A 23456-nucleotide genomic window follows, 5' to 3' on the forward strand; every position below is an offset into this window, starting at 1 on the left:
TTATTGGGAAATATCTTCCCCAAAGTATCGCACCGCTATCGTTTTATAGGTACCGTCCGCTTTGATTTCATCCAACGCTTTATTCAAGGCAGCCACCAATTCCGGTTGGTTTTTGCGTACCAGAATTCCTGAAGGATCACCTTCAGTAGCGGTTGCTGCCACTTTGACCTTGGCATCCGGCTTCTGTTTTTTGAAATCCAGGTATGACAGATTGTCATTCAACGTTGCTTCGGCACGCCCGCTCAGCACCAGTTCCAGCGATTGGTTGAAACCGTCGGTGGGAACAATTTCAGCGCCGTGGCTGCTGGCCAGTTTGGAGAAATTGCTGGTCAGGCTCTGTGCCGATTTACGGCCTTTCAGGTCAGCAAAGCTTTTGATGGTATCGTTGTCGCTACGCACCACCAATACCGCTTTGGAATCGATATAGGGTTTGGAGAAATCAAATTTGGCCTGACGCTCTTGGGTGATACCCACCTGGTTAATCACCGCGTCATAGCGCTTGGCGTCCACACCGGCGATCAAACCGTCCCAGCGACCTTCCACAAACTCGGCTTTTACCCCCAGTTTTTCAGCAACTGCCCGGCCGATATCCACATCGAAGCCCTGAAGTTTTCCTGATTTATCATGGAATGAGTAAGGCGCATAGGTGCCTTCTGTACCGATTTTGAGTACGCCTGCGGCCTTGATGGCGCTGAGGTCGTCTTGTGCCTGTACTGCTGTACCCGCCATCAACAGTGCGCCAGTGAATGCTGCCAAAGCCAGTGTTTTCATTGCGTTTACCTATTATGTAGTGGAGAACGTTATATAACGTTCGATGCTAAATAATCTACGACGTAAGCCATAAGGTTCTAAATCACATTCGACGATTATTTAGAACTGAAATGAATATAGCCCAGATGCTGATTTCTGCGTTTTGGCCGTACTTTTCGCTATTGCACAAGGGCACTGAGTGAGGAAAGCGTTAAGCAATGTAAAGTCGCGTCAGGGGCCGTGTAATTAGGAATACAGGAGATATTCGCGCGTGAGGCGAAGGCAGATAGTAGCGGCAACGGCGGCTACCGTCGTTATCTTGAGGATACGCACATGCGCAAAACCATTCTGACGCTCGTCATGACCGCTCTGGTTCTCGGTCCACTCTCTGCTTCCTTTGCTTATGCGCACGGCCCAGATGGCCCGAGAGGCGAAGGGGGACGTCATTGGGATGGCGGCCCGCGCGGCGAAGGTGGTCCCGGTTGGGATCGTGGCCGAGGCCACGGCCCACGCTGGGATAATGGCCCAAGGGGCGGCTGGGGGCGCTATGAAGACAGGCGCGACCATTTCCGCTGGCGTGGTTATGATTTTCGTGCCGGGCATCCGATCCCAGGGCCGTACCGCGGCGATCGCTACTGGGTGCGTGACTGGCGCGGCTATGGCCTGCCCAGCCCTCCGCCAGGCCATCAGTGGCGTTATATCGACGGTAATTACGTGCTGATTGCGGTGGCAACGGGCGTGATCACCTCCATTCTGCTTAATCAGGCGTTCAACTGATACGCCTTTAGCGATCCGATCATCCCGGCGCTACTCGTTTGGTAGGTTGCCGGGATGCCTCAGAATTGCTCCCTTTTTCGTACCAATCCCGCTGCATTCGCAGACTATTTCTGGATATTGGTGCGAATGCTGCAACAGTGCTGCTCGGATATCAGGCCTTATCTTGTTCACGCGATGTCTTACACTAAGATCAGTGGCAAGCTCAACCGATGAGCTTGGTAAACTGTCTGATTACGGAGAACACGATGAAAGTTGCCCTGATTGGTGCAACCGGCATGGCCGGTAGCGAGATTTTGAAAGAGTTGGTGGCGCGTGGCCATCAGGTAACGGCGATTGCGCGTAATACGGCTGCCATCCCATCGCATGACGCCGTGACGCCGCTGGCGTTAGATGTCAGCGAACGCGATGCGCTAAGTGCCGCGCTGCGCGGTCATGATGCCGCCATCAGTGCGGTGCGCTTTCAGGCGGTCGAACCGTCGCAACTGATTGAGGCTGTCAGCCAGTCGGGCGTAAAACGCTATCTGGTGGTGGGCGGTGCAGGGTCGTTGGAAGTGGCGGGCACCCGCTTGCTGGATACCCCAGATTTCCCCGATGCCTATCGCCCGGAAGCCACACGAGGCGCTGAATTCCTGGCTACGCTGCGCCAGCACGATGAGCTGTCATGGTCGTTCCTGTCCCCTTCTGCGTTATTTACGCCGGGAGCGCGCACCGGGCACTTCCGTTTGGGTACAGATACCCTGCTGGTTGATGAGGCGGGCAACAGCGCCATTTCGGCGGGTGACTTTTCCGTCGCGCTGGTGGATGAACTGGAGCAGGGCAACCATCTGAAATCGCGCTTTACCGTCGGCTATTGAGTTCAGCCAACCCTATCAAGCGTCTGCCTTTTAGGCAGACGCTTTTTTTATGCCTGAAAGGGAGAGACGGGCAGTGTACTCGCCTGCTGGTGCGGGTTGATGCCAACCTGATGGAAAGAATGACAAGTTTGATAAGTTTGTTGTATTAGACAAGTTTGACAAGTTATTGCACGGTGAAGTGCGCGCAATCGACATCCTTGTTATCCGGCTTCGCGTTTTGGCAGTCGGAAACGCCGTTAGTCAGGAGTGTATGATGACCCTTTCACCTGCAAGAGAAAAAATGCCTTCTGGCGATCCTGCCGCTCCCGCGGTGGCGATTGCCATGAAAGGCGTAAAAAAACAATTTTTGGATCATGACGATAACGCAGTCGACGTTATCAAAGACATTTCCCTTGATATTTATCACCAGGAATTTATCAGCATTGTCGGGCCGAGCGGCTGCGGCAAAACCACCATGTTTAACATTATCGCGGGGCTGCTGCCTCCGACAGCGGGCGAAATTCAGGTGTTCGACCCGTACTACGCCATGCCCGGCAAAGGGCGAGTGGGTTACATGCTGCAAAAGGATCTGCTGTTTCCGTGGCGCACCATTCTGGATAACGTTTGCCTTGGGCTGGAAATCAGCGAGATGCCGAAGAAGGAACGGCACGAGCGAGCCATGACCTACCTCGATAAGTATGGACTGGGCGATTTTGCCCACGCTTACCCTGCCACGCTGTCGGGAGGGATGCGTCAACGTGCGGCGTTGATCCGCACGCTGGTTATCGATCCTGACATCATTCTGCTGGATGAGCCTTTCTCGGCGTTGGACTACCAAACCCGGTTGGTGCTGGAAGAGGAGATCCTGACGATCCTTAACGAATACGGTAAAACCGTGGTGTTGATCACCCATGATATTGGTGAAGCCATTGCCATGTCCGATCGTATTGCCGTGATGTCACAGCGGCCGACCTGGAACAAGAAAACCTACGATATTGGCCTCGCCAAGCGGCACGGTTCTGCCATGGGCGCGCGCAAAGATCCCGAGTTCCAATCCTTCTTCGATGCGATCTGGGCTGATATGGATATCCAACTGGGGGATCATGCATGAACAAGTCTGCCGTCGTTGCTGATAAAACGGCCTCGGGTCGTTCACGTCAGGGAAGTCAGCGCAGAAAGCGCTGGTTGTCGCTACTGCGTGACAATGGCTGGCGCGCCTTGCTGATTGCCAGCATTGTGGCGCTGTGGCAGTTCGGGGTAAACACTGGCGTGGTCAATGCGTTCTTAATGGGCTCTCCGGCAGGGATTTGGCAGGAGTTTGTGCGCCTGGTGGGTAACGGTGAACTGATTCAGAACACCTACGTCACGGTGTATGCCACTGTGACTGGGTTTGTGCTGGGCAGCTTGCTCGGTTCATTTTCCGGACTGTTGCTGTGGCATACCCCGACGCTGGCGCGCATTCTCGACCCGTTTTTCATCGCGCTCAACAGCCTGCCGAAGATTGCTCTGGCACCGATCATCATCATTTGGTTCGGCTCCGGGCTGTTTTCCAAAATAGCGTTGGCCTTTATCGCCACCTATGTCGTGGCGCTGCTCTCCGCGTGGCAGGGTACGCACCAGATTGATGATAGTCAGGTCAACCTGATGCGCTCCCTCGGGGCTAATCGCAACCAGATTTTCCGTAAGGTGGTGGTGCCCTCGACCCTGCCGTGGATTATCGCCGCTTTCCGACTGAACATCGGTTTTGCTCTGATCGCTAACATCGGCGGTGAGTTCATCTCTTCCGATTATGGTCTGGGGAAAATGATTTTTGTCGCAGGCAATCTTTTCAATCTCAATGTGGTGTGGGTCGGTGTCTTTACGCTGCTGCTGGTTGCCATCGTGCTCTATCTGGTGGTGGTTCAACTGCAACGTTGGCTGCTGCCCTGGGAGCGCCAGAACACACATCGCTAGTGGTATCCGTTCCGTTGTTCCTTAACTGGTTAAGAGGGAAAGTGAGATGAATAAAATCGTTGCATGGGTGTGCGCGGCGCTGTTTACAGCGGGTTCTGTCAATGCGTCAGCGGCTGATGCTAAGTCCGATCGCGTGCTGGTGACGGAGGCGTTCCACTCTTTGTTGTACTTACCGGTCTATGTTGCCAAACACCAAGGGTTTTTCGAAAAAAATCAGATAGACGTGACGTCGATTCGTTCGGCGGGCTCAGGCCCGACTGCGCTGGCGGCAGTGCTGTCCGGTGAAGCGCAGTTCTCCGTACACGGTCCGGAGCACGTCGGGTTCGCTCAGCAGAAGGGCGGTAAGGCCAAGGCGGTGAGCGCGGTGGCCAACAGTGCGCCAGTATGGATTGTGGCTAAACCGGATTTCAAATTCACCTCACCGGCGGATTTGAAAGGCAAACGTGTGGTGGTGGGGCTGGCACCGGGAACCTCTAACACGCTGTTGCTGCGCCTGCTCGGTCAGACAGGGCTAAACCCGAAGACGGATGTGGCGATTAACGAAGTGCAAAACGGTTCGGAACTCGGGCCTCTGTTAGCGGGCCGCGCGGATGCCGCCGTGGTGTATGAACCTCAGGCGGATCAGGGGGTGGGGCAAGGGCTGAAAGTGATTTACGATTTCACTCGCGACTATCCTGAGTACGCGTTCTCTACCATCAACACCTCAGAGAAAATGATTGCTGATAACCCGCAACTGGTGGCGCGCTTTGTTAAAACCATCAACGAATCTCTGGCGTTTATTCATCAGAACCCCGATGTCGCCAAACAGGTGGCGCGTCAGGAGTTCGCCGCATTGGAAGGCAGTGTGGTGGATGCGGCGGTGCAGCGAATGATTGACAGTAACGTCTACCCAGCAAACGCCATCATTTCGCCAGAAGCCTTCACCACAGCGATTGATATTCAGAAATTTGTCGGCAACATCACGCAGGATATACCTTATACGCAAATCGTTGACGGTCAGTTTGCTGCCAAGCCATAACAAGGACAGAAGGCATGAACGCTATAGTGGGTATGAAAACCATGTTGGATACCTCGCCCTTTGCCACGATTGCCGCTACCCGGCGGCAACTGGCCGCGCGCAAGGTTTCTCCGAGCGAGTTGCTGAGCCATTTTCTGGCGCGTATCGAGCAACGCGACGGCGATATTAAGGCGTGGCGCTATCTTGATAAAGAAGGGGCGCGCCAGCGCGCCCTGGAACTGGATCAACAAATGGGGGCCATCGCCTGCAAGCCTGCACTGTTTGGCATCCCTTACGGTGCCAAGGATATCTTTCACACGCGTGGTTTACCGACGGAAGGCGGATCCAAGGTGCTGGAGGGCAATATCTCCAGTGAAAACGCCAGCGTGATCGATAAGCTCGATGGCATGGGGGCTTTGCTACTGGGGAAACTGACCACCACCGAGTTTGCCAATCTGGGGACGCCGCCCAAGACCGGTAATGCCTGGAACCCGGCGCATACGCCCGGTGGCTCAAGCAGCGGTTCTGCCGCGGCCGTGGGGGCGCGTATGGCGCTGATGGCATTGGGCACGCAAACGGCGGGCTCGTTGTCTCGCCCGGCGGCATTCAACGGCGTGACGGTGTTGAAAGCCACCTATGGGCGCATCAGCAAGGCAGGGGTGATTCCCGCCAGTTGGTCGCTGGATCACGTAGGGGCCTTTACCACGACGGTAGAGGATGCGGCGCTGGTGTTTAATGCACTTTCTGGCCCGGATCCGCGTGATGACACTACGCTGTCATTGCCCTATACGCCGTTGCAACTGCGCGAGAAACACGATTACACGGTGGGCATCGTCGAGCATCCCTACTATGCCGGAGGGGATGCTGAAATTGGTGCGGCCTGTTTGCAGGCAATGGATACCCTGGCTGGGCGTGGCGTGAAGCTTAAACGTATCACGTTACCGGACTGTTTCGACGATGCCTGCCGTGCGCACCATATTGTGATGCAGGCCGAGTGCGCCGCCTATCATCGCGACACCTTCTTGCAGACGCCTACGTTGTTCGGTACCTATTTGCAGGAGTTTCTGCAACAAGGTCTGGCTATTTCTGCGCAGGCGTATCTACAGGCGCAGCAGGTGCGAGCCCGTTATCGCCATGCGTTGGCGGCCCTGTTCGATGATGTGGATATGCTGATGACGCCTGCAACGCCGACATTAGCCCCGCACGGTCTGGCAGCGACCGGGTCTCCCGCTTACAATATGCCGTTTACCAACGCGGGCGTGCCAACCTTGGCGCTGCCGGTGGGCATTTCTGCAACGGGTTTGCCAATTGGGATGCAGTGGGTTGCTCGTCACGGTAATGAACAGGTGCTGGTGGATTTGGGTATGCTTTACCAGCAGATAACGGACTGGCATGCTTGCCTGCCGCCACGCTGTCAGGCATAACAGATGATGACATCTTGCCGTTGATCAGATGCCATTATTGATTGTTAACGGCAGCGAGCAGCCTTCTCTTCAGAAGGCTGCTCGCGATCACACGCGCAGGGAGCACCGGTTTTGTCTACAGCACGCTTTTCCGGTCAATGGGACACTATGTAATGTACGATAAATTATTGACGGTTTCTGATGCGGCTAAAATGCTGGGTATCTCCGCCAGCACGCTGCGTCGGCTGGAAGATAACGGGGAAGTCAAAACCTATGGGCTGAAGGTGGTTTACACCCCCGGCGGCCAGCGCCGTTACCTTGCCAACGAGATTCAGCGTGTTTTCTCACAGACCGGTTTTGCCCACAAAATCGGCTTTGGTTCCAAAGCGGCAATTTTGGTGCGGGATGTGACCTATGCCTATATGGATTCTGGTTCGACGTTGGCCATTGATACCCCGTTTGATAAAGCGGGGCTACATCGATTACTGACCATGGCGGCACAGCGTGGGTTACCGACGGTGTTCACCCGCACGGTTTATCGGCCAGAGCATCCCTTTTCCTGGCTGTGGGGTAAAAAATACCCGTTTATTACCACGCTGACCGAAGATGCCTACCTGAACCGCATTGATGAAGCGCTGGGCGATGCGCTCTTTGAACGTAATCATTCCACCTGCTATGTGTCCGATTTTTATGGTCATGATTTGGCGGCGTGGCTGAAGCAACAGGGCATCGACACCCTTATTTTGGGCGGCGTGACCGCCAGCGGCAGTATTCGTGCCACCGCTATTGAAGCGTTCCAGATGGGGTTCCATGTGATGTTGCCGCGCGAAGTGATTGGGGATCGCAGCCAGTCGTTGCTGGATTTCACCCTGTTGGATCTCAATGCGCGCTATGCCGATGTGCTAAGCCTTGAAGAAGTATCCGATTGGCTGGCAACCTTGCCGATGGCGGTGAGCGAGTCAACGACCCGTCACCGCCAGCCTGATGCACTGAGTGAATAACCGTTACTCTACGGCACCCAAGAGATTTTCCGGTGCGGGCGTGAGCGTACCATTTTCAATGGCACGCACCCGGTCATACACCGTTTGGTTTGCCGGAACCGGGATGCCGAGTTCTGCGGCACGTTGAATAACCAGTCCGTAGATCTCATCGATTTCCGTGCGGCGACCTTTCACAATATTCTGACCCATGGACGGCCGTTGTCCGGCTGCGCCGCGCTGCACCGCATCGATCAGGCGCTGTTCGATCTCCGCAAACGCGGTCGCACTGCCGTCTGCGGCGGCGGCAAATAGTGCGGCGGGAATGACACCGAGCGCCGTCAGTGAGTAGCCTAACCGTTGCCCGACGCGCACCGCCTCGCCCGCCACCTCGATGGAAAAACGCCGCAGTTGCGGGTGGCTGTCCAACGCATCAATGGTCAATCCCGTGGCAGCAGAAACGCCATTGCGCATCGCATTGACCGCCAGTTTCGACCAGCGCTCCCCAGCCAGATTATCAATCACCGCGACGGAATCCACCTGCCGCAGCAACGTTGCCAGCGTTTCGATACGCGCACTGCGCTGCCCGTCCAATTCTCCGAGGCGAAACACATCAATACCGGGGCTGCCCCGTACCACGCGGCGGCGAATCACCCCCGGCGCCGAGAGCTCAACGCCGATGCGCGCGGCGATCAATCCAGCCGTTCGCGGCGCGCCGACAATCTCAGCCAGCGTCGCCTCGTTGCAGCCATTTTGTGCCGAGATAACCACGGCATCCGCGTGAAGATAGGGCAACACGACTTCGGCAGCCCAGCGCGTGTCATAGGATTTCACGCTGATGAAGACGATATCGAGTGGCGGCAGTGCCTTCAGACTGTCAATCTCGTCGTCGGCCAGAATTCGTACCGGTACGATGGCGTTATCCTGCGGCACGGCACCGTCAATGCGCAGGCCGTTGCGCCGTGTCGCGTCTACGTGTTCCCGCCAGCGGTCGATAAGCGTCACGTTTTCTCCCGCCGCGGCCAGACGCGCACCAATGAACCCACCCACCGCGCCGGCACCGACAACGGCAATGTGGGGCGCCATTACTGGCCCTCCTTATCCAGCCAGACATTTTTCAGTGAACTGAAAGTTTGGTCTGGCGTGTCGCTGATGCCGTGCAGGTGCGCGCTGTATACGGTCTGCCGCTGTAACTCGAACAGCGGCAGGTTAGGCAAATCTGTCATCGCAATGCGTTGCCATTCATGGAACGCCTTCAGGCGGTTAGCGGGGTTAGTATCGGTTTGTGTGGTTTTGATAATCGCATCCAACGTCGGGTTGGAATAACGCGCCCCGTTGGTGTTGGGCACACCTTTGACAATCGAGTCAGTGCCGTACAGGCGGTATAGCCCCATGGCCGGATCGATCATCGCGGAGAACTGCCCGGCACGGGTTTGGAAATCATAATCGGTGTAAATTCGACGGTAGTAGCTTGGGGTATCCTGTGTGCGCAGTTTTAGCGTTACACCGACCTGTTTCAGGTTCTGGCGCAAAAACTCTGCGGTATTCTGCAAGGATTCATTATTACCTTCATAGTCGAAGAACAGCGAGAAGCGCTCACCGTTGGCACCGCGCGGGTAGCCTGCCGCATCCAGCAGTTGCTCCGCCTTCTTGGCGTCATAGGCATAATGTGGCACATCATTGGTGAAATATTTTTGATAATGCGGAACAGGGCTGGTAGCCACTTTACCAATGCCGTACCACGCACTGTCGATCAAGCCCTGACGGTCAATCGCGTACGCCAGCGCCTGTCGCACGTTGACTTGCCGCAGAATCGGGTCTTGCGTGTTGAATTCAAAGGTAAAGAATGGCGAGAGCCAGTTATAGCCTTCGCTGGTAATTTTCAGCGTCGGATTTTTTTTCAACCGGGCAATATCGGCCAGTGGAACCGGATCGAACGGACCGTATTTTACCTCTCCGGTTTCAAACGCCGCAGCGCGTGACGCATCGTCCGGGATCAGGCGGAAAATCAGCTTATCGAGATAGGGTTTGCCCTGATCCCAATAGTTTTCATTACGCGCCAACTCGATGAACTCGCCCCGACGCCAGCTCACAAAACGGAACGGACCGGTGCCGATCGGCGCAATATTGTGTGGGTTTTTCAGCGGATCGCTGCCCTGATACAGATGCGCGGGCAATACCTGCGATTCTGCCGCACTCAGTGCGCTGAGCAAGATCGGTGACGGTTGAGACAGTTTAAAGATCGCTGTCAGTGGATCGGGCGTTTCTACATCCACCAGATTGGCAAAGGTGGTACGTCCACGTGGGTGCAGTTTTTTCCACAGTTCCAACGCGCTGTAACGAATATCCTGTGAAGTAAAGGGTTCGCCATCGTGCCATTTTACATTGGGGCGCAAGTTGAAGCGCACGGAGAGACCGTCTGCGGAGGTGTCCCAACTCAGCGCCAGGCTCGGCTGCGGGTTCATCTCTTTGTCGTAAGAAAGCAGACCATCGAACACATTGGGCGATACCGCGTTAACCGAGAAATGATTGTTAATGGCACTGCTCAACACGCTCGGTGCTGGATTGATGACCGCGATCAGTGTGCCACCGCGCACCGGTTCGGCGGCGTAGGCCAGACTGCCGCCCAACAGCAGAGTCCCTATTAACAGGCGTGTCAGAAAACGAATGTCCTTTAGAAAACGGATGTACTTAGGCATGAAATTTCCCCTTACTGGTGTGTAATACGTGGTTAAGGCTTTTATTGTTGTGATTTCACGGGCTTTCTGTTGACGGTGCGGATAAATGACAAGCAACGAGAGAATCCGAACCGCTGGAATGCAAGGGTGGCACGCTGCGGCGACAGCGATCGGTCGCAAAACGGCAGCGGGTATGGAACGCACACCCGCTGGGGATAGTGAGCGGACTGGGTACATCCCCGGTGAGTATCTGTTTATCGGCAATGCGTGAACGGCGCGGGTCCATCACCGGGATCGCCTGAAGTAATGCCTGAGTGTAAGGATGCTGCGGTGATTCCATAATGTCGGCATAAGGCGCTATTTCCACAATGCGTCCCAAATACATCACCGCGATCCGGTCCGCCATGTGCTGCACCACACCGATATCATGGCTGACAAACAGGTATGCCATACGGTATTGCTGCTGCAAATCCACCAGCAAATTCAATACCTGCGCCTGCAACGAGACATCCAGTGCGGAGACCGGCTCATCCAGCACAATGATGTCCGGACGGGGTGCGATGGCGCGTGCAATGGCGACCCGCTGACGCTGCCCGCCGGAAAGCTGGTGTGGGAAACGGTCGAACAGCGCAACGGGTAACCCGACGTCATCCATCAATGCCAGCACGCGTTTATCGCGCGTAGCCCGGTGTTTTTCCGTCAGCGTTAACGGCTCGCCAATCAGTTGTCCCACCGTGAAACGCGGATCGAGGGATGCAGCCGGATCTTGGAACACCATCTGAATGCGTTGACGCAACGGGCGCAGTTTGCGTTTCGGGAGTGAGGTTACGTCCACGTCACCGATCACAATGCGCCCGGCACTCGGTTCCAACAGCCGCATCACGGCGCGAGCCAATGAGGATTTGCCACAGCCGGATTCACCGACAATACCGACCGTTTCGCCCGCTGCAACCTCAAGGTTGATGCCATTGACGGCATACGCCTTGCCTTGCGGGGTGGGGTAGGTCACCTGTAAATCTTGCACCTGTAACATTACGCTGCCTCCTCGGTGTTGCGGACATCATTGATGCTGTGGAGGCGTGGCCTTGTGCCGTGACGCGCACGCGGTTGGGGGCGCGCCAACAGCAACTGGCGGCTATAGGGGTGGCGTGGGCCATCAAAAAAGGAAAACACATCCTGCTCTTCAACGATGACGCCGTGGCGCATCACGGCGACGCGGTCGGCCGTTTCGGCGATCACGCCCAGATCGTGGGTAATCAGCAACAGGGACATGTCCAGTTCGTCTTTAAGGCTCACCAGCAGTTGCAGTATCTGGGCCTGAATGGTGACATCCAGTGCGGTGGTCTGCTCATCGGCAATCAATACGGCCGGACGCGCAGCCAGTGCCAGTGCGATAACCACCCGCTGGCGCATCCCGCCAGAGAGCTTGTGCGGATATTCGTTAAAACGGCGTTCGGGTTCTGGAATTCGCACTTGCAGCAGCAGATCGAGTGCGCGCGTCTTGGCCTCGCGCTGGGAAAGTGAACTGGCGGCCAGGATTGCCTCAACCAACTGACTGCCAATGGTTAATACCGGGTTCAACGCGCTCATCGGGTCTTGAAATACCATTGCCAATGCCGGGCCACCGCGCTGACGGCGCTGGCGCGGCGTGGTATGCAAAATATCGGTGCCACCCAGCAAGACGTGTCCGCTGCTGTGCGCCTCGGGCAATAGCCCCATCAACGTCAGGCCGGTCACGCTTTTACCACAGCCGGATTCCCCCACCAGTGCCAACGTTTGACCAGCGAAAAGATCGAAACTGATACCGTGCACCACGCGCTGCGGTGCCGCATGATGGGCCGAAAACGCAACCCTGAGATCCTGAACCTGAAGCAGCGGTGCGGTCATTTTGTTACCCCCTTATGCGGATTACCCTTATGTGGATTGAGCAGGTCCGTAAGGCCGTTGCTTAACAACGTAAAGCTCATGACGGTGATAAAGATTGCCAATCCCGGCAGTGCGATGAGATACCAGGCGGTTCTCAGTAGCGGTCTGGCGTTGCGAATCATCGCGCCCCACGACACGGTATTGGGATCGCCCAGACCGAGAAACGCGAGGGCGGCTTCGACCAGAATGGCATGGGCAATCACCACGGAAATCATCACGATGACCGGCGCGGCACTGTTCGGCAGGATGTGCTGACGCACGATGCTGAGATGGCAGATGCCCATGGTTTCGGCGGCCAGTACATAATCGGCGTGACGGATTTTGAACACTTCGGCGCGGGTCAGACGCGCAATTTCGGTCCATGACGTAAGGCCGATTGCCAGCGCCACGCTGCCCAGCGACGGAGAGAGCAGCGCGACCAGCACCATTGAAAACAGAAAGGTCGGGATGGTTTGGAAATATTCGCAAATTCGAATCAGCACATCGTCATACCACCCGCCGAGATAGCCTGCGGCAGCACCCACGCTGACGCCAATCACCGTGGCAATCAGCGCAGCACCGAAACCAATGGCTAATGATACCCGCGCGCCGTGTGCCAACTGCGCGGCCACGTCGCGCCCGAGTTGATCGGTGCCTAATGGAAATTGTGCATTTTGCAGCGGCCACAGCGTACGCGGTCCCACCATCGCCTGGGGATCGCCGGGGAACAGCAGGCCGGCGCAGGCGGCGATAACCAACAGCCCTGCTAGCAGGTAGAACCCAATGCGTAGATACACATTAAGATGAACGTCGGGGCGAATTTTCATGATGCCAACCCAATGCGTGGATCAAGCACACCGTACAGAATATCAATCAGCAGGCTGCTCAAAACCACCAACAACGAGTTGCAGAGGAACAGGCTGAGCAACAGATTGATATCGCGATCGGACACCGCCTCGAAAGCCAGTCTACCCATACCCGGCCAGGAGCAGACGGTTTCAACCACCACGGCACCGCCAAGCAACGAGCCAAGCTGTAAACCGGTAAGAGTGACCACCGGCAACAGTGAGTTGCGCAAAATGTGGCGCAGGGTCACCGCCGTCTCGCTGATGCCTTTCGCCCGCGCCGTGCGCACAAAATCGAGCGGATACACTTCCAGCATTGAGGCGCGTGTCACGCGGGCATACAGCGCTAAATGTGATAACCCCAGCGTGATGGCAGGCATGATCAGATGCCAGGCGACATCGCCAGCCACCCCGAGCGTGCCAGGTGTGGCACCCACGGTGACCATGCCACCGATGGGCAGCCAACGAAAATGTACGGCGAACAGCACAATGCCCATCAAGCCGAACCAGAACACCGGTATGGCAAACACGACGGCGGAAAACAGCGTAACACCCTGATCGAAAAGGCCATGGCGATAGCGCGCGGCAAAACACCCGAGGATCACACCCACTATCACAGAAAACAGCAGGCTGCTGCCCAGCAGCAGCAGCGTGGCGGGCAGTCGCTCCAGAATTAATGTTTGTACTGGCAGGTGATAACGAAACGAAAACCCGAGATCGAAATGGGCTATCTGAGAAAAATAAGTCGTCAGTTGTTCAAAGCCGGAGCGGTCGAGGCCAAATTGTGCGCGCAACATCTCCATATATTCTGGCGTTGCTGCACCAGACTCTCCGGCAATAACATCCGCCAAATCTCCTGGCACCGATTTGAGTAAAATAAAATTTCCCAATATCACTAATCCGGCAACAATACTGACCTGTGCAAGCCGGCGAAATAGATAATGCATCATTTCAGTCAGTGTGTCCTGATTAATTGCTAATCCAAATAATCATACGGAGAATGCCCTTGGTGTCTATTTCATTTTTTAGCTATAAATAGTCCAATATTGGCAATATAAATAGCACTGGATTGTCTTCTTTAATTATGTTTTTCTTATTTTAACGTCAGCATTAAAACAACCCATTCATTATTTTTTATTAAGTATTAATAAACTAATGACACGTAATGCAGACCTTATTCATTAAACATCCATATCGCTAAACCAATAAGGGAAACACCGGCTATGTCCATCAAGAATGTGAAAACAAAGAATATCTCTTGGTTAAAACTGAAAAATACAACAACGACGCCAGAGACAGAAAAGCTATTCGAAGACTCCATCGAAACACGCGGTTTTATCCGCAACATGCAGGCGGTATTGGGACAATTTCCTGCCGTGTTGCTGGCACAGGATGCACTCAGCCGTGCTCTGACGGTGGAATACGAGGGAGGATTGAACGGTAAAGAGCGTGAATTGATTGCGTTGGTGGTGAGCGTACAGAACCGTTGCCGTCCTTGCGTTTGGGGACACGCGGCGAAATTGCGCCAGATCACCGGCGATGCACTCTGGGTTGGCGGTATCGAAGTGAACTACCGTGATGCAGAATTAAGCCCACGTGAGCGGGCGATAGCCGATTATGTGCAAAAGTTGACGGAAGCGCCGGAAACCGTAGAAGAGCACGATTTGGCACCGCTGCGCGCAAGCGGCGTCACGGAGCAGGAGATTATCGAGGTGGTTGCTATCGCTGCTTATTTCAACTTCAGTAACCGCATTAACAGCGGGCTTGGCGTCCAACCCAACCCAGAGCCATTCCTTTCATTCCGCTAAGCCTTGCCGCGCATACTTGATGTGCGGTGCGGGTTACCCTCGCTCATCAGGCGGGCGCGGTGACGATAACAGGAAGAGACTCATCATGTCTGAACGTATTTTAATTATCGGTGCGGGGGCGATTGGCAGCTATCTTGGCGCCTATCTGACCCGCGCTGGGCGTCAGGTCACGCTTATCGATCCCTGGGCCGAGAATGTCGAGACGATCCGGCGTGACGGCGTGTCGTTGGAAGGACTGACGCCGGAAGAGCATTTCACCGTGCCGTTAAACGTTCTTCACCTCGGCGACGCACAGCGTCTGCACCGGGAACCTCCGTTTGATATTGGGCTGGTGGCGCTCAAGTCTTACGATACGCTGTGGGCCACCCAGTTTATCCGTCCCTTTATCCGACCGGAGGGCGTGATTGCTTCTGCGCAGAATTGTATCAACGATGCGCGCGTGGCGTCGGTTGCCGGCAAGGAGAATACGCTGGGCATTGTCATTACCATCGCTGCTGAGCTGTATGCACCGGGCAAGGTGCGTCGCGGTAATCAGCGCGGTGTGCCGGGAACGTTGCGCGTGGGCGAGTTTGGCGGTGGCATTACGCCGCGTTTGCAGCGTGTGGGGGAGCTGTTACAGCCTGTCGATACGGTGCTGGTGACGCCTGACCTGTACGCCCACCGTTGGACCAAACTCAGCATCAATGCGATGCGTAATTCGATTGCCGCCGCCAGCGGCCTGACCGGTAACGATCTGATTCGTCATGAACGGGTTCGGCGCTTTGCCATTCGGTTAGGAGGGGAAGCGGCACAGGTAGGATTGGCGCAAGGGCTGGCACTGGATACCATAAACCGCAGCACGCCAGAGGGATTGGTTAAGGCGGCACAGGGCGATGCGCACGCGCTGGCGGAGGCCGAGGCCAACTTTTTGTCTTATGTGGAACTCGGGACACAAAGTGAACACCAGCGTCCCTCTATGGGGCAGGATATCCGCCGCCAGCGGCGCACCGAAATCGATTATATGAACGGCCTTATCGTTGAGGTCGGCCAACAGGTTGGGGTGCCTACTCCGGCGAATGCCGCGATTGTTGATGCTATCCATCAGATTGAGCGCGGGCAGCTTTCACCCTCACCAGAATTGATCGTCCAGTTGGATGAATCATTGCAGCGCTAATGCGTTCGGAGCGTGGGTTTCGCCCTCACGCTCCGTATCTACTCTTTCTTTTTCCTGGTTACTCAACGAAGATTTTATCCCGTCCCAAACGCACCATCGGTGCCAGCGTTATCAACAGCAGTAATCCCGAGGCAATCAATAAGCCTAAGCTGATGGGCTCATGCACGAAAATACCGAAATCTCCGCGTGAAATGATCAGCGCCCGGCGTAAATTCTCTTCCATCATCGGTCCGAGAATAAAGCCTAACAGCAGCGGTGCAAGCTCAAAGCGCAGCATCGCCAGGGTATACCCTAATAAGGCAAACAGGGCGGCCAAAAACAGGTCGAACGGATTATTGGAGACGCTGTAAATGCCGACGCAGCTAAACAGCACAATGGCCCGATAAAACAAGCGATAAGGTATTTTTAACAGACGAACCCACACACCGACCATCGGCAAGTTGAGCACCAGCAGCATTGCGTTCCCTACCCACATGCTCGCCACCATTCCCCAGAACAGGTCAGGTTCGCTCTGCATAATACGCGGGCCGGGGTTAATACCGTGGATCATCATGGCGCCTACCATCAGGGCCATAATGGCGTTTGATGGTAATCCCAGCGTGAGCAGCGGAATAAACGAGGTTTGCGCCGCTGCGTTGTTGGCGGATTCCGGCGCAGCAACCCCTTCGATAGCCCCTTTACCAAACCGGGAAGGGTCTTTTGCCAACTTCTTTTCCACGGTATATGCAGCAAAAGAGGCGAGTGCGGCTCCGCCGCCCGGCAGCAGTCTGAGCACTGACCCCAGTAAGGAACCGCGTAAAACGGCGGGAGAGGCCTGGCGGATATCCTGCGCGCTTGGCATCAATTTACCGTGTTCAATCACCGTACCGCCGCTTTTTTCCTGCTGTACTAACACGCGGATAATTTCACCAATACCAAACACACCCATTGCCAGCGGCACAAAATCGATGCCGTCAGCGAGTTCGGGAATGCCAAAGGTGAAGCGTAGTTCGCCAGAGTTAATGTCGGTGCCCACCAATCCCAGCAGCAGTCCAACCACTACCATGGTGATGGCTTTTAGCAGTGAGCCTTGTGCCAGAACCACCGCGCCAATGAGGCCTAACACCAGCAGTGAAAAATAATCTGCCGGCCCGAAGCGAATGGCCATGCTGGCAAGCGACGGGGAGAAAAAGCCAATAACAAAGGTCGCCAGGGTTCCGGCAAAGAATGACCCCAACGCGGCAATCGCCAGTGCGGGACCAGCACGGCCCTGTTTCGCCATAGCGTGCCCGTCCAGACAGGTGATCACCGAAGAGGTTTCACCCGGCATATTCAGTAGAATCGACGTGGTAGAACCGCCATATTGTGCACCGTAATAGATACCCGCCAACATGATCAGTGCACTGGTTGGCTCCAGCGTGAAGGTAAACGGCAACAGCAGCGCGATGGTAACCAGCGGCCCGACGCCGGGCAAGACGCCCACCAACGTGCCAAACAGCGCGCCGCAAAAGCAATAGAACAGGTTGTTTGGTAACAGGGCTATCGACAGGCCGTGGAACAACCCCTGCCATACATCTGGGATCATAACGGCCATACCTTAAGCGGTAAGCCCAGTACCTGAACAAACAGCAGTGGGACAGAAAACGCCAGCACCGTCGCCAGCGCCAGCGTTTCCTTGAGTTTTGCTTCACGACTGCCGATTGCGGCGGTAATTACCGTCAGCAGGCTGGCAACAATAATGCCCCACTGATCGACCAACAGGGCAAATAAAATCACCGCACCCAGCATCAATAGCGGAGCACGCAGCGTGAAACCTGCTTCATCGGGGGCGCGGCGACGTGGGGATGACAGCCAGGCACGCGCGGCAATCAATCCCCCCAGCAGTACCAACAGTGCACCCAAAATGGTCGGCATGTAACCGGCACCCATTCTGGCGGCGGTCCCTAGCGTATGCTCGGTCGTGGCGAGCGCGATGGCGCCTGCGCCAAGCAGGGCAATCGCGATGCCGGACAGGAATTCGCCCTGTAAACGTTTATGCGTTGCAGACATGGGTCTACCTCAATTGATCATGGTTTAAGCGTGATGTCGTAGCGATACTCGAGGTATCACCATTTACCGGGAGCCAGAATGCCTGCGGCGTCATGTGCCGATGCGCCCTGTTCCAGCGCTTTCAACAGATGACTCTCTTTCTCTGCCGCTTGCAGTGCGCTTTCCAGCACGGTCTGCGCAACATCACTGGGGACGATAATCACGCCATCGTTATCCGCCAGAATCAGATCGCCAGGCCTGACCTGAACGCCGCCGATATTGACCACGTCGTTAAACGCCACCAGTTCCAGACGGCGCTTACCGGTGCGTGGCGTGATGCTGCGTGACCAGACCTTCAGCCCCAATTCAACGATACTGCCGCTGTCGCGCACGGCACCGTCAACCACCACGCCTGCGAGCCCTTTGGCCTTCGCCGCGGTGGCAAGAATGCCGCCAAAGCTGGAAGCATCGGTGCTGCCTGCCGCATCAACCACGAACACATCGCCGGGTTGCGTTAGCGTGATTTGGTCGATACCGCCGCCTTGCGGCGCATTGCCTGCGGACAACGTGAAGCCGGGTAATTGTCTGGCGCGGCTCTGGCGCGCTGTCACCGCCGGTCCGACGATACGCTGCCCCGGCGCAAGTGGCCGTAGCGTCTGTGCCGGGATCGCCGTGTCATAGCCCAACGCATCAAGAATGTCCGCCACCACCGAGGTCAGATCCGGCAATGATAAAAACCCCTCAATCACCTCTGCGGACGGTCGGGTTATCTCCACTTGCCTGATTAACGGCGGGTTCAGCGTACCCAGCAGGCGATCGGCATAAGGCAGTAACTGTTGTGCTATCGGTTGTGTTTCGCTCATGGTGCGCTCCTGACTTATTGCTGCTGGATATTGGCGTTGGTTACCACGGTGCGCCATTGCTCGTAACCGCGTTTGATTTCGGCATCAAATTCCGCTGGCGTACTGTTGACCAACGTCATGCCGGCTTTGTCGGTGATCGCGATGTAGCTCGGATCGTTCTGGTAGCCAACCACGGCATCGTGCAGTCGCGTTACGACGCTATCTGGCGTCGATGCCGGGCCAAGCAGCCCCAGCCAGGAACGGGCAACAAAGTTAGGGACCCCCGCTTCTGAAAGGGTTGGAATATCGGGAGCAAACGGACTGCGCTGTTCGGTTGAAACGCCCAGTGGGCGAATGGTGCCGGCCTCAAAGTAGGGCACTGCCGTACTCAACACCAGGAAGCCCAGTTGAATCCGCTTGCCCAGCAGTTCGGAAATGATTTCGCCCTGACCTTTGAGTGGCACATGCACCACATCAATACCCGTTAACTGTTGTAAATAGGCGGTGCTGAGATGCTGGCCGGAGCCAATACCCGCGGTGCCGTAGTTGTATTTACCTGGATTGGCTTTGATGTGCGCCAACACTTCCGTCAGGTTTTTTCCCGGCAGATCGGGCGAGACGGCGAAGACACTCGCCTGGTCGCTTACCAGAGAGATAGATTTGAAATCCTTGAAGATGTCATAGCGCAAGTGGGTGTTGAGTGCCGGTACGGTTACGTGATTGGACGAGGCGAACAGGAAGGTGTGACCGTCGGTTGCCCGTGCCACATATTCGGTGCCGACAGCCGCTCCTGCTCCCGGCCGGTTTTCCACCACAAACGTCTGACCGAACGATTTACTCAGACGCTCCGCCAGGGCGCGTGCTAACAGGTCGGTGCCTCCGCCGGGTGGAAAGGGCACCACCAACTTGACGGTTTTGGTCGGCCAATCAGCGTTCGCCGCCACAGCGGGGGAACTTAATGCGATCCCAGCGGCCACTAGAGAAGCGGACGCGAACTGTAACCAGCGACGGCGTGATATCCCCGATGTATTCATAATATTTTACTCCTCAATGATTTTATTGTTATACCCGTCATACTTCGAGTTGCAGGTGCGTTGGCTACGCTCGTTATTCGGCCCATCCCTGGGCCTCACCTCTAACGAGGCCGCCGCATGCGGCGTTCAAAACGTTAACGTTTTGTCCTGCAACTCGAATTATTTAGGGTATAGATAGCTGCTAAGCCAGTAATGGAACGGGCTATTCCCACGCTTTCAGCGCTTGCCAATCTTCCTGGGTTGCGGTGGATGAGAAACGATGCAGCAAGCGTGTTTTTTCTTCTTGGAGTTGCCGTAAACGCGCAATCGTGTCATCAAGCCGGGCATAGGCAATGGCGATCACGCCGTCGTCATCGCCCACAATCAGGTCGCCGGGGGATATTTGCACACCAGCCACCGTCAGCGGGGCCGCGAGTGGGCCGAGCTGTGCTTTTTCGCCCCGGCTTTTCAGGCTAATGCCACGGGCAAACAGAGGGAGATCCCAGGTACGTAATAGCGCGGCATCGCGAATCGCACCGTCAATCAATATCCCCCCCAGCCCGCGGTTGGCAGCCAGCGTTGCCATCATGTCGCCGAAAGATGCACCCTGGGTGAAGCCGTCCACGCTATACACCAGGATATCTCCCGGTTGCGCCAGCGTGATGGCGGCGTGCCCCGTCAGGTTGTCGCCGGGAAAACCGGCGGCGGTAAACGCGGCACCCAGCAAGCGAAATCCCGGGCGCAGTGGTTTGAGGGTGGAATGCAGCGCACCGCGTTGTCCTGCGGCCTGATAAATCAGTGCAGTATTGGCCGTTTTGAATGCGGCCAATTGATCCACACTGGGTCGGGGAAAATCTGTTTTTATTACGCTGGCCAAAGCATTATCTCCCGATAAATATCATTTCAATGTGCCATAGGTTTTTTGTATATGAATCAAGCGCAGAGCAATAAATCCATACCCATTAAACAGATACGATAATGACGACAAAAGGCGTGATAATAAGATGATGCCATCGAGAATAAGGCGATTAAATTTTTTGTCTAGTGATTATCCGGCCGATCATTATTCAAATAAGGGCTAATTATTTTTTAAATATGGCATAAGAAACGGATTGATTAATATAATTAAACATTTCTATTTCTGTTTTTAATTTTCATGTTGATTATTCACTAAGTGGAAATAGTTAGAATAATATTGGCTATGTTTACGTGTCAATTTTGCGCTATATCTTGTCGCTCTGCGCTTTTTTCTAATAAGGGCCACAATGAAAATCACAAATATTGAAACCTTTTTTTATCATCCAGGGGGCGGGAAAAATCTGCTTTTTGTCAAAGTGGATACCGATGAAGGCATTTACGGTTGGGGCGAAGCCTATGTGACGAATACCAAAGAGAAGGTCGTCAGTGAATATCTTAATGCTATCTCTCCGCTGGTGATCGGGCGTGAAGCCTATCATATCCGTCACTTTGGTCAGACGCTGCTTGATGATTTTGCGATTCGCCGTAATTCGGTTGACCTGCTGTGCGCGTGGAGCGCTATCGAATTGGCGCTGTGGGATATCGTCGGCAAGAAGGCCGGGCTGCCGCTGCACCGTATTCTGGGTGGCGCGGTGCGCGAAAAAATTCGCCTTTACGCCAACGGCTGGTGGTTCGGTGCCAAGAGCATTGACGATACGGTAAAACGCGCCTTGAACGTGGTTGCTCAAGGGTATGATGCCATCAAATGGGATCCCTTCCCCGGTCCATGGCGCACCTTTATTTCACGCGCCGATGAAACTGCTGCCGTGGAGAATGTGAAGGCGGTACGCGAAGCGGTTGGGCCGAATGTAGAACTGCTGATTGACGGCCATCGTCGCCTGGCACCGAATCATGCAATCCGCGTGATTGAACGTCTGGAAGAATATGATATCGGCTGGTACGAAGAGCCGTGCCCGCCAGAAAACATCGATCTGACCGTCGAGGTCAAACGCAGCACTCACACGCCGATCGTGCTGGGTGAAGCGCTCTACACCAAAGAAGGGTTTGTGCCGGTGTTTGAGAAACGCGCGGCGGACATTATCAACCCGGATATTTGTGCAGTCGGCGGCCTGTTATCCATGCTGGAGATTGCTGCGCTGGCCGCGCCGCACGGCGTGGCGGTAACACCGCATAACTACAACAGCCCCATTGTCGGCCTGGCAGTGACGGTCCACCTCTCCGCAGTTATCCCTAACTTCAATATTGCAGAAGTGTTCGTCAACCTGATTGAACCGACACAGAGTATTGCCACACAAGGCATTACGATTGCCAACGGCTGGGCCGATGTGCCCGATGCGCCGGGATTGGGAATCGATCTGGATATCAATGAACTCAAGAAACGCCCTTACAGCCCCTTACCGGGTAAAGGACTGCGCGATTACCGCGAAGAATTCCCGCGCAAAGTTGCTACCGTCGCCCCCAATGTTTTTAACCCAGCCTGATTTACGGAAAACACGATCATGTCAAAACTTACTCAAGATTTTATTCGCCCAGACCAGGAACTGATTGACGCTTTTAAAGATATCACCACCGCCACCGCCCATGAAGCCTTTGGCCGACGCGGTGCGGTAGACTCCGCCATCAAGCCGATTTATCCCGGCTTACGTGTATTGGGCTCCGCATTTACGGTTAAAACCCCTGCCGGGGATAATTTCACCATCCACGCGGCGCTCCAGCTGGCCAAACCCGGTGACGTCCTGGTGATTGATGCCGGAGACTACAAGGAGCAAGGTTCGTTTGGCGATGTCATGGCAACGGCGGCCCTTAGCCGTGGTATCGCTGGATTGGTCACCAACGGCGGGGTGCGAGATGCTGAGCGCATTCACAAATTGGGTTTCCCCATTTTTTCTCGCTCCATTTCCATCAAAGGCACTGTCAAAGAAACCTTTGGTGAAATCAATCAGCCGATCGCTTTTGGCGGGGTGACGATTAACCCTGGCGATCTGATCATCGGTGATGATGACGGTATCGTTGCCATCCCGCGCGAGAACATTGAAGAAGTGCTTGCCGCCTCGCGCAGCCGTGATGAAAAAGAAGTGAAACTGCGGGCGCAAATTCAGCAGGGCAAAACCATCTGGGAACTGCATAATTTCAATGCGCTGTTAAAGCGTAACGGTATTGATGTTGATATTTGATCTGCTCGCGACTACGCCTAAATAACATGATGGATGAGTGCCGCAGGGTAACATGCTGTTTTATGAGGCGTGGTGTGGCGCTCTCCCTATTTATCTTATTATTTAGCTGAACTGATTTTCACCTTGAAGACACAGAAGCATTCACGCTTTATTGAATGTTCTCTGTGCATCACCTGTTCATGTGATTACTACCTTCTACTCGTATAATTTCTCCGTTTCATAAAATGATGCGTATGGACGTAGATCTTCACCATGAAATGACCTTACTCATCGGTGATGCAATAAATACGGTTAGTAAAGCGTTGTGGTTTTACCTTTAGTGATAGCTCGGTTTCAGACGTATTGTATAGCGTATGGCGTACC

General features: G+C 55.0%; 23 protein-coding genes. 11 read left to right on the top strand and 12 right to left on the bottom strand.

Features of this window, described 5'->3' with window-relative positions; all coding sequences use genetic code 11:
• Complete coding sequence (locus K6K13_RS00985) at positions 1-771, bottom strand: amino acid ABC transporter substrate-binding protein (RefSeq protein ID WP_222159165.1); 771 nt, start codon at positions 769-771, stop codon at positions 1-3.
• 312 nt (positions 772-1083) lie between these two features.
• Here K6K13_RS00985 and K6K13_RS00990 point away from each other — a divergent pair, with 312 nt between their 5' ends.
• The 7 genes from K6K13_RS00990 to K6K13_RS01020 all read left to right on the top strand — a co-directional run bounded on the left by K6K13_RS00990 (position 1084) and on the right by K6K13_RS01020 (position 7714).
• Complete coding sequence (locus K6K13_RS00990) at positions 1084-1527, top strand: RcnB family protein (RefSeq protein WP_222159166.1); 444 nt, start codon at positions 1084-1086, stop codon at positions 1525-1527.
• A gap of 245 nt (positions 1528-1772) precedes the next feature.
• Positions 1773-2381: an NAD(P)-dependent oxidoreductase gene (locus K6K13_RS00995; RefSeq protein WP_222159167.1), complete on the top strand. Its 609-nt coding sequence runs from the start codon at positions 1773-1775 to the stop codon at positions 2379-2381.
• Positions 2382-2631: 250 nt separating this feature from the next.
• Positions 2632-3471: an ABC transporter ATP-binding protein gene (locus K6K13_RS01000; RefSeq protein ID WP_252120383.1), complete on the top strand. Its 840-nt coding sequence runs from the start codon at positions 2632-2634 to the stop codon at positions 3469-3471.
• The gene (locus K6K13_RS01005; RefSeq protein ID WP_222159168.1) at positions 3468-4313 is read left to right on the top strand and encodes an ABC transporter permease; all 846 of its coding nucleotides are present in this window, start codon (positions 3468-3470) and stop codon (positions 4311-4313) included. The genes K6K13_RS01000 and K6K13_RS01005 overlap by 4 nt, the downstream gene beginning before the upstream one ends.
• Before the next feature lie 46 nt (positions 4314-4359).
• A complete protein-coding gene (locus K6K13_RS01010; RefSeq protein ID WP_222159169.1) occupies positions 4360-5331 on the top strand; it encodes an ABC transporter substrate-binding protein in 972 nt (323 codons plus the stop codon).
• A 14-nt stretch (positions 5332-5345) separates the two neighbouring features.
• A complete protein-coding gene (locus tag K6K13_RS01015) occupies positions 5346-6734 on the top strand; it encodes an amidase (protein WP_252120384.1) in 1389 nt (462 codons plus the stop codon).
• Between the two features lie 152 nt (positions 6735-6886).
• Positions 6887-7714 (top strand): isochorismatase family protein, encoded by an 828-nt coding sequence (locus K6K13_RS01020; RefSeq protein ID WP_222159170.1) that lies wholly within the window; start codon positions 6887-6889, stop codon positions 7712-7714.
• Between the two features lie 3 nt (positions 7715-7717).
• Here the strand turns inward: K6K13_RS01020 and K6K13_RS01025 are convergent, their stop codons facing one another.
• From K6K13_RS01025 to K6K13_RS01045, 6 genes are read right to left on the bottom strand one after another with little or no spacing between them, the layout of a single operon-like run.
• The gene (locus K6K13_RS01025) at positions 7718-8776 is read right to left on the bottom strand and encodes a ketopantoate reductase family protein (RefSeq protein WP_222159171.1); all 1059 of its coding nucleotides are present in this window, start codon (positions 8774-8776) and stop codon (positions 7718-7720) included.
• Positions 8776-10389, bottom strand: a complete 1614-nt coding sequence (locus tag K6K13_RS01030) for an ABC transporter substrate-binding protein (protein ID WP_222159172.1) — start codon at positions 10387-10389, stop codon at positions 8776-8778. Before K6K13_RS01030 ends, K6K13_RS01025 begins: the two co-directional genes overlap by 1 nt.
• Positions 10390-10444: 55 nt before the next feature.
• Positions 10445-11401 (bottom strand): ABC transporter ATP-binding protein, encoded by a 957-nt coding sequence (locus K6K13_RS23010; RefSeq protein ID WP_252120385.1) that lies wholly within the window; start codon positions 11399-11401, stop codon positions 10445-10447.
• Positions 11401-12255: an ABC transporter ATP-binding protein gene (locus tag K6K13_RS23015; RefSeq protein WP_252120386.1), complete on the bottom strand. Its 855-nt coding sequence runs from the start codon at positions 12253-12255 to the stop codon at positions 11401-11403. Before K6K13_RS23015 ends, K6K13_RS23010 begins: the two co-directional genes overlap by 1 nt.
• A complete protein-coding gene (locus K6K13_RS01040) occupies positions 12252-13100 on the bottom strand; it encodes an ABC transporter permease (protein ID WP_222159173.1) in 849 nt (282 codons plus the stop codon). Before K6K13_RS01040 ends, K6K13_RS23015 begins: the two co-directional genes overlap by 4 nt.
• Complete coding sequence (locus K6K13_RS01045) at positions 13097-14068, bottom strand: ABC transporter permease (RefSeq protein WP_222159174.1); 972 nt, start codon at positions 14066-14068, stop codon at positions 13097-13099. Before K6K13_RS01045 ends, K6K13_RS01040 begins: the two co-directional genes overlap by 4 nt.
• A 273-nt stretch (positions 14069-14341) precedes the next feature.
• Here K6K13_RS01045 and K6K13_RS01050 point away from each other — a divergent pair, with 273 nt between their 5' ends.
• Both K6K13_RS01050 and K6K13_RS01055 read left to right on the top strand, forming a co-directional pair.
• Positions 14342-14926, top strand: a complete 585-nt coding sequence (locus K6K13_RS01050) for a peroxidase-related enzyme (RefSeq protein ID WP_222159175.1) — start codon at positions 14342-14344, stop codon at positions 14924-14926.
• A gap of 85 nt (positions 14927-15011) precedes the next feature.
• A complete protein-coding gene (locus tag K6K13_RS01055) occupies positions 15012-16079 on the top strand; it encodes a ketopantoate reductase family protein (RefSeq protein ID WP_222159176.1) in 1068 nt (355 codons plus the stop codon).
• Positions 16080-16137: 58 nt separating this feature from the next.
• Here the strand turns inward: K6K13_RS01055 and K6K13_RS01060 are convergent, their stop codons facing one another.
• The 5 genes from K6K13_RS01060 to K6K13_RS01080 form a co-directional block, all read right to left on the bottom strand.
• Entirely contained in the window at positions 16138-17643 is a 1506-nt protein-coding gene (locus K6K13_RS01060) for a tripartite tricarboxylate transporter permease (RefSeq protein ID WP_222159177.1), read from the bottom strand.
• Entirely contained in the window at positions 17640-18107 is a 468-nt protein-coding gene (locus tag K6K13_RS01065) for a tripartite tricarboxylate transporter TctB family protein (RefSeq protein WP_222159178.1), read from the bottom strand. The genes K6K13_RS01060 and K6K13_RS01065 overlap by 4 nt, the downstream gene beginning before the upstream one ends.
• A gap of 56 nt (positions 18108-18163) precedes the next feature.
• Positions 18164-18949, bottom strand: a complete 786-nt coding sequence (locus tag K6K13_RS01070; protein ID WP_222159179.1) for an RraA family protein — start codon at positions 18947-18949, stop codon at positions 18164-18166.
• Between the two features lie 14 nt (positions 18950-18963).
• Positions 18964-19962 (bottom strand): Bug family tripartite tricarboxylate transporter substrate binding protein, encoded by a 999-nt coding sequence (locus K6K13_RS01075; RefSeq protein WP_222159180.1) that lies wholly within the window; start codon positions 19960-19962, stop codon positions 18964-18966.
• Between the two features lie 202 nt (positions 19963-20164).
• Complete coding sequence (locus K6K13_RS01080; RefSeq protein WP_222159181.1) at positions 20165-20818, bottom strand: RraA family protein; 654 nt, start codon at positions 20816-20818, stop codon at positions 20165-20167.
• A gap of 388 nt (positions 20819-21206) precedes the next feature.
• Here K6K13_RS01080 and K6K13_RS01085 point away from each other — a divergent pair, with 388 nt between their 5' ends.
• The gene (locus K6K13_RS01085; protein WP_222159182.1) at positions 21207-22400 is read left to right on the top strand and encodes a mandelate racemase/muconate lactonizing enzyme family protein; all 1194 of its coding nucleotides are present in this window, start codon (positions 21207-21209) and stop codon (positions 22398-22400) included.
• 18 nt (positions 22401-22418) lie between these two features.
• Positions 22419-23093 (top strand): 4-carboxy-4-hydroxy-2-oxoadipate aldolase/oxaloacetate decarboxylase, encoded by a 675-nt coding sequence (locus K6K13_RS01090; RefSeq protein ID WP_222159183.1) that lies wholly within the window; start codon positions 22419-22421, stop codon positions 23091-23093.
• Positions 23094-23456 lie beyond the last annotated feature (363 nt).

The sequence above is a fragment of the Symbiopectobacterium purcellii genome, assembly GCF_019797845.1.
GTDB lineage: Bacteria > Pseudomonadota > Gammaproteobacteria > Enterobacterales > Enterobacteriaceae > Symbiopectobacterium > Symbiopectobacterium purcellii.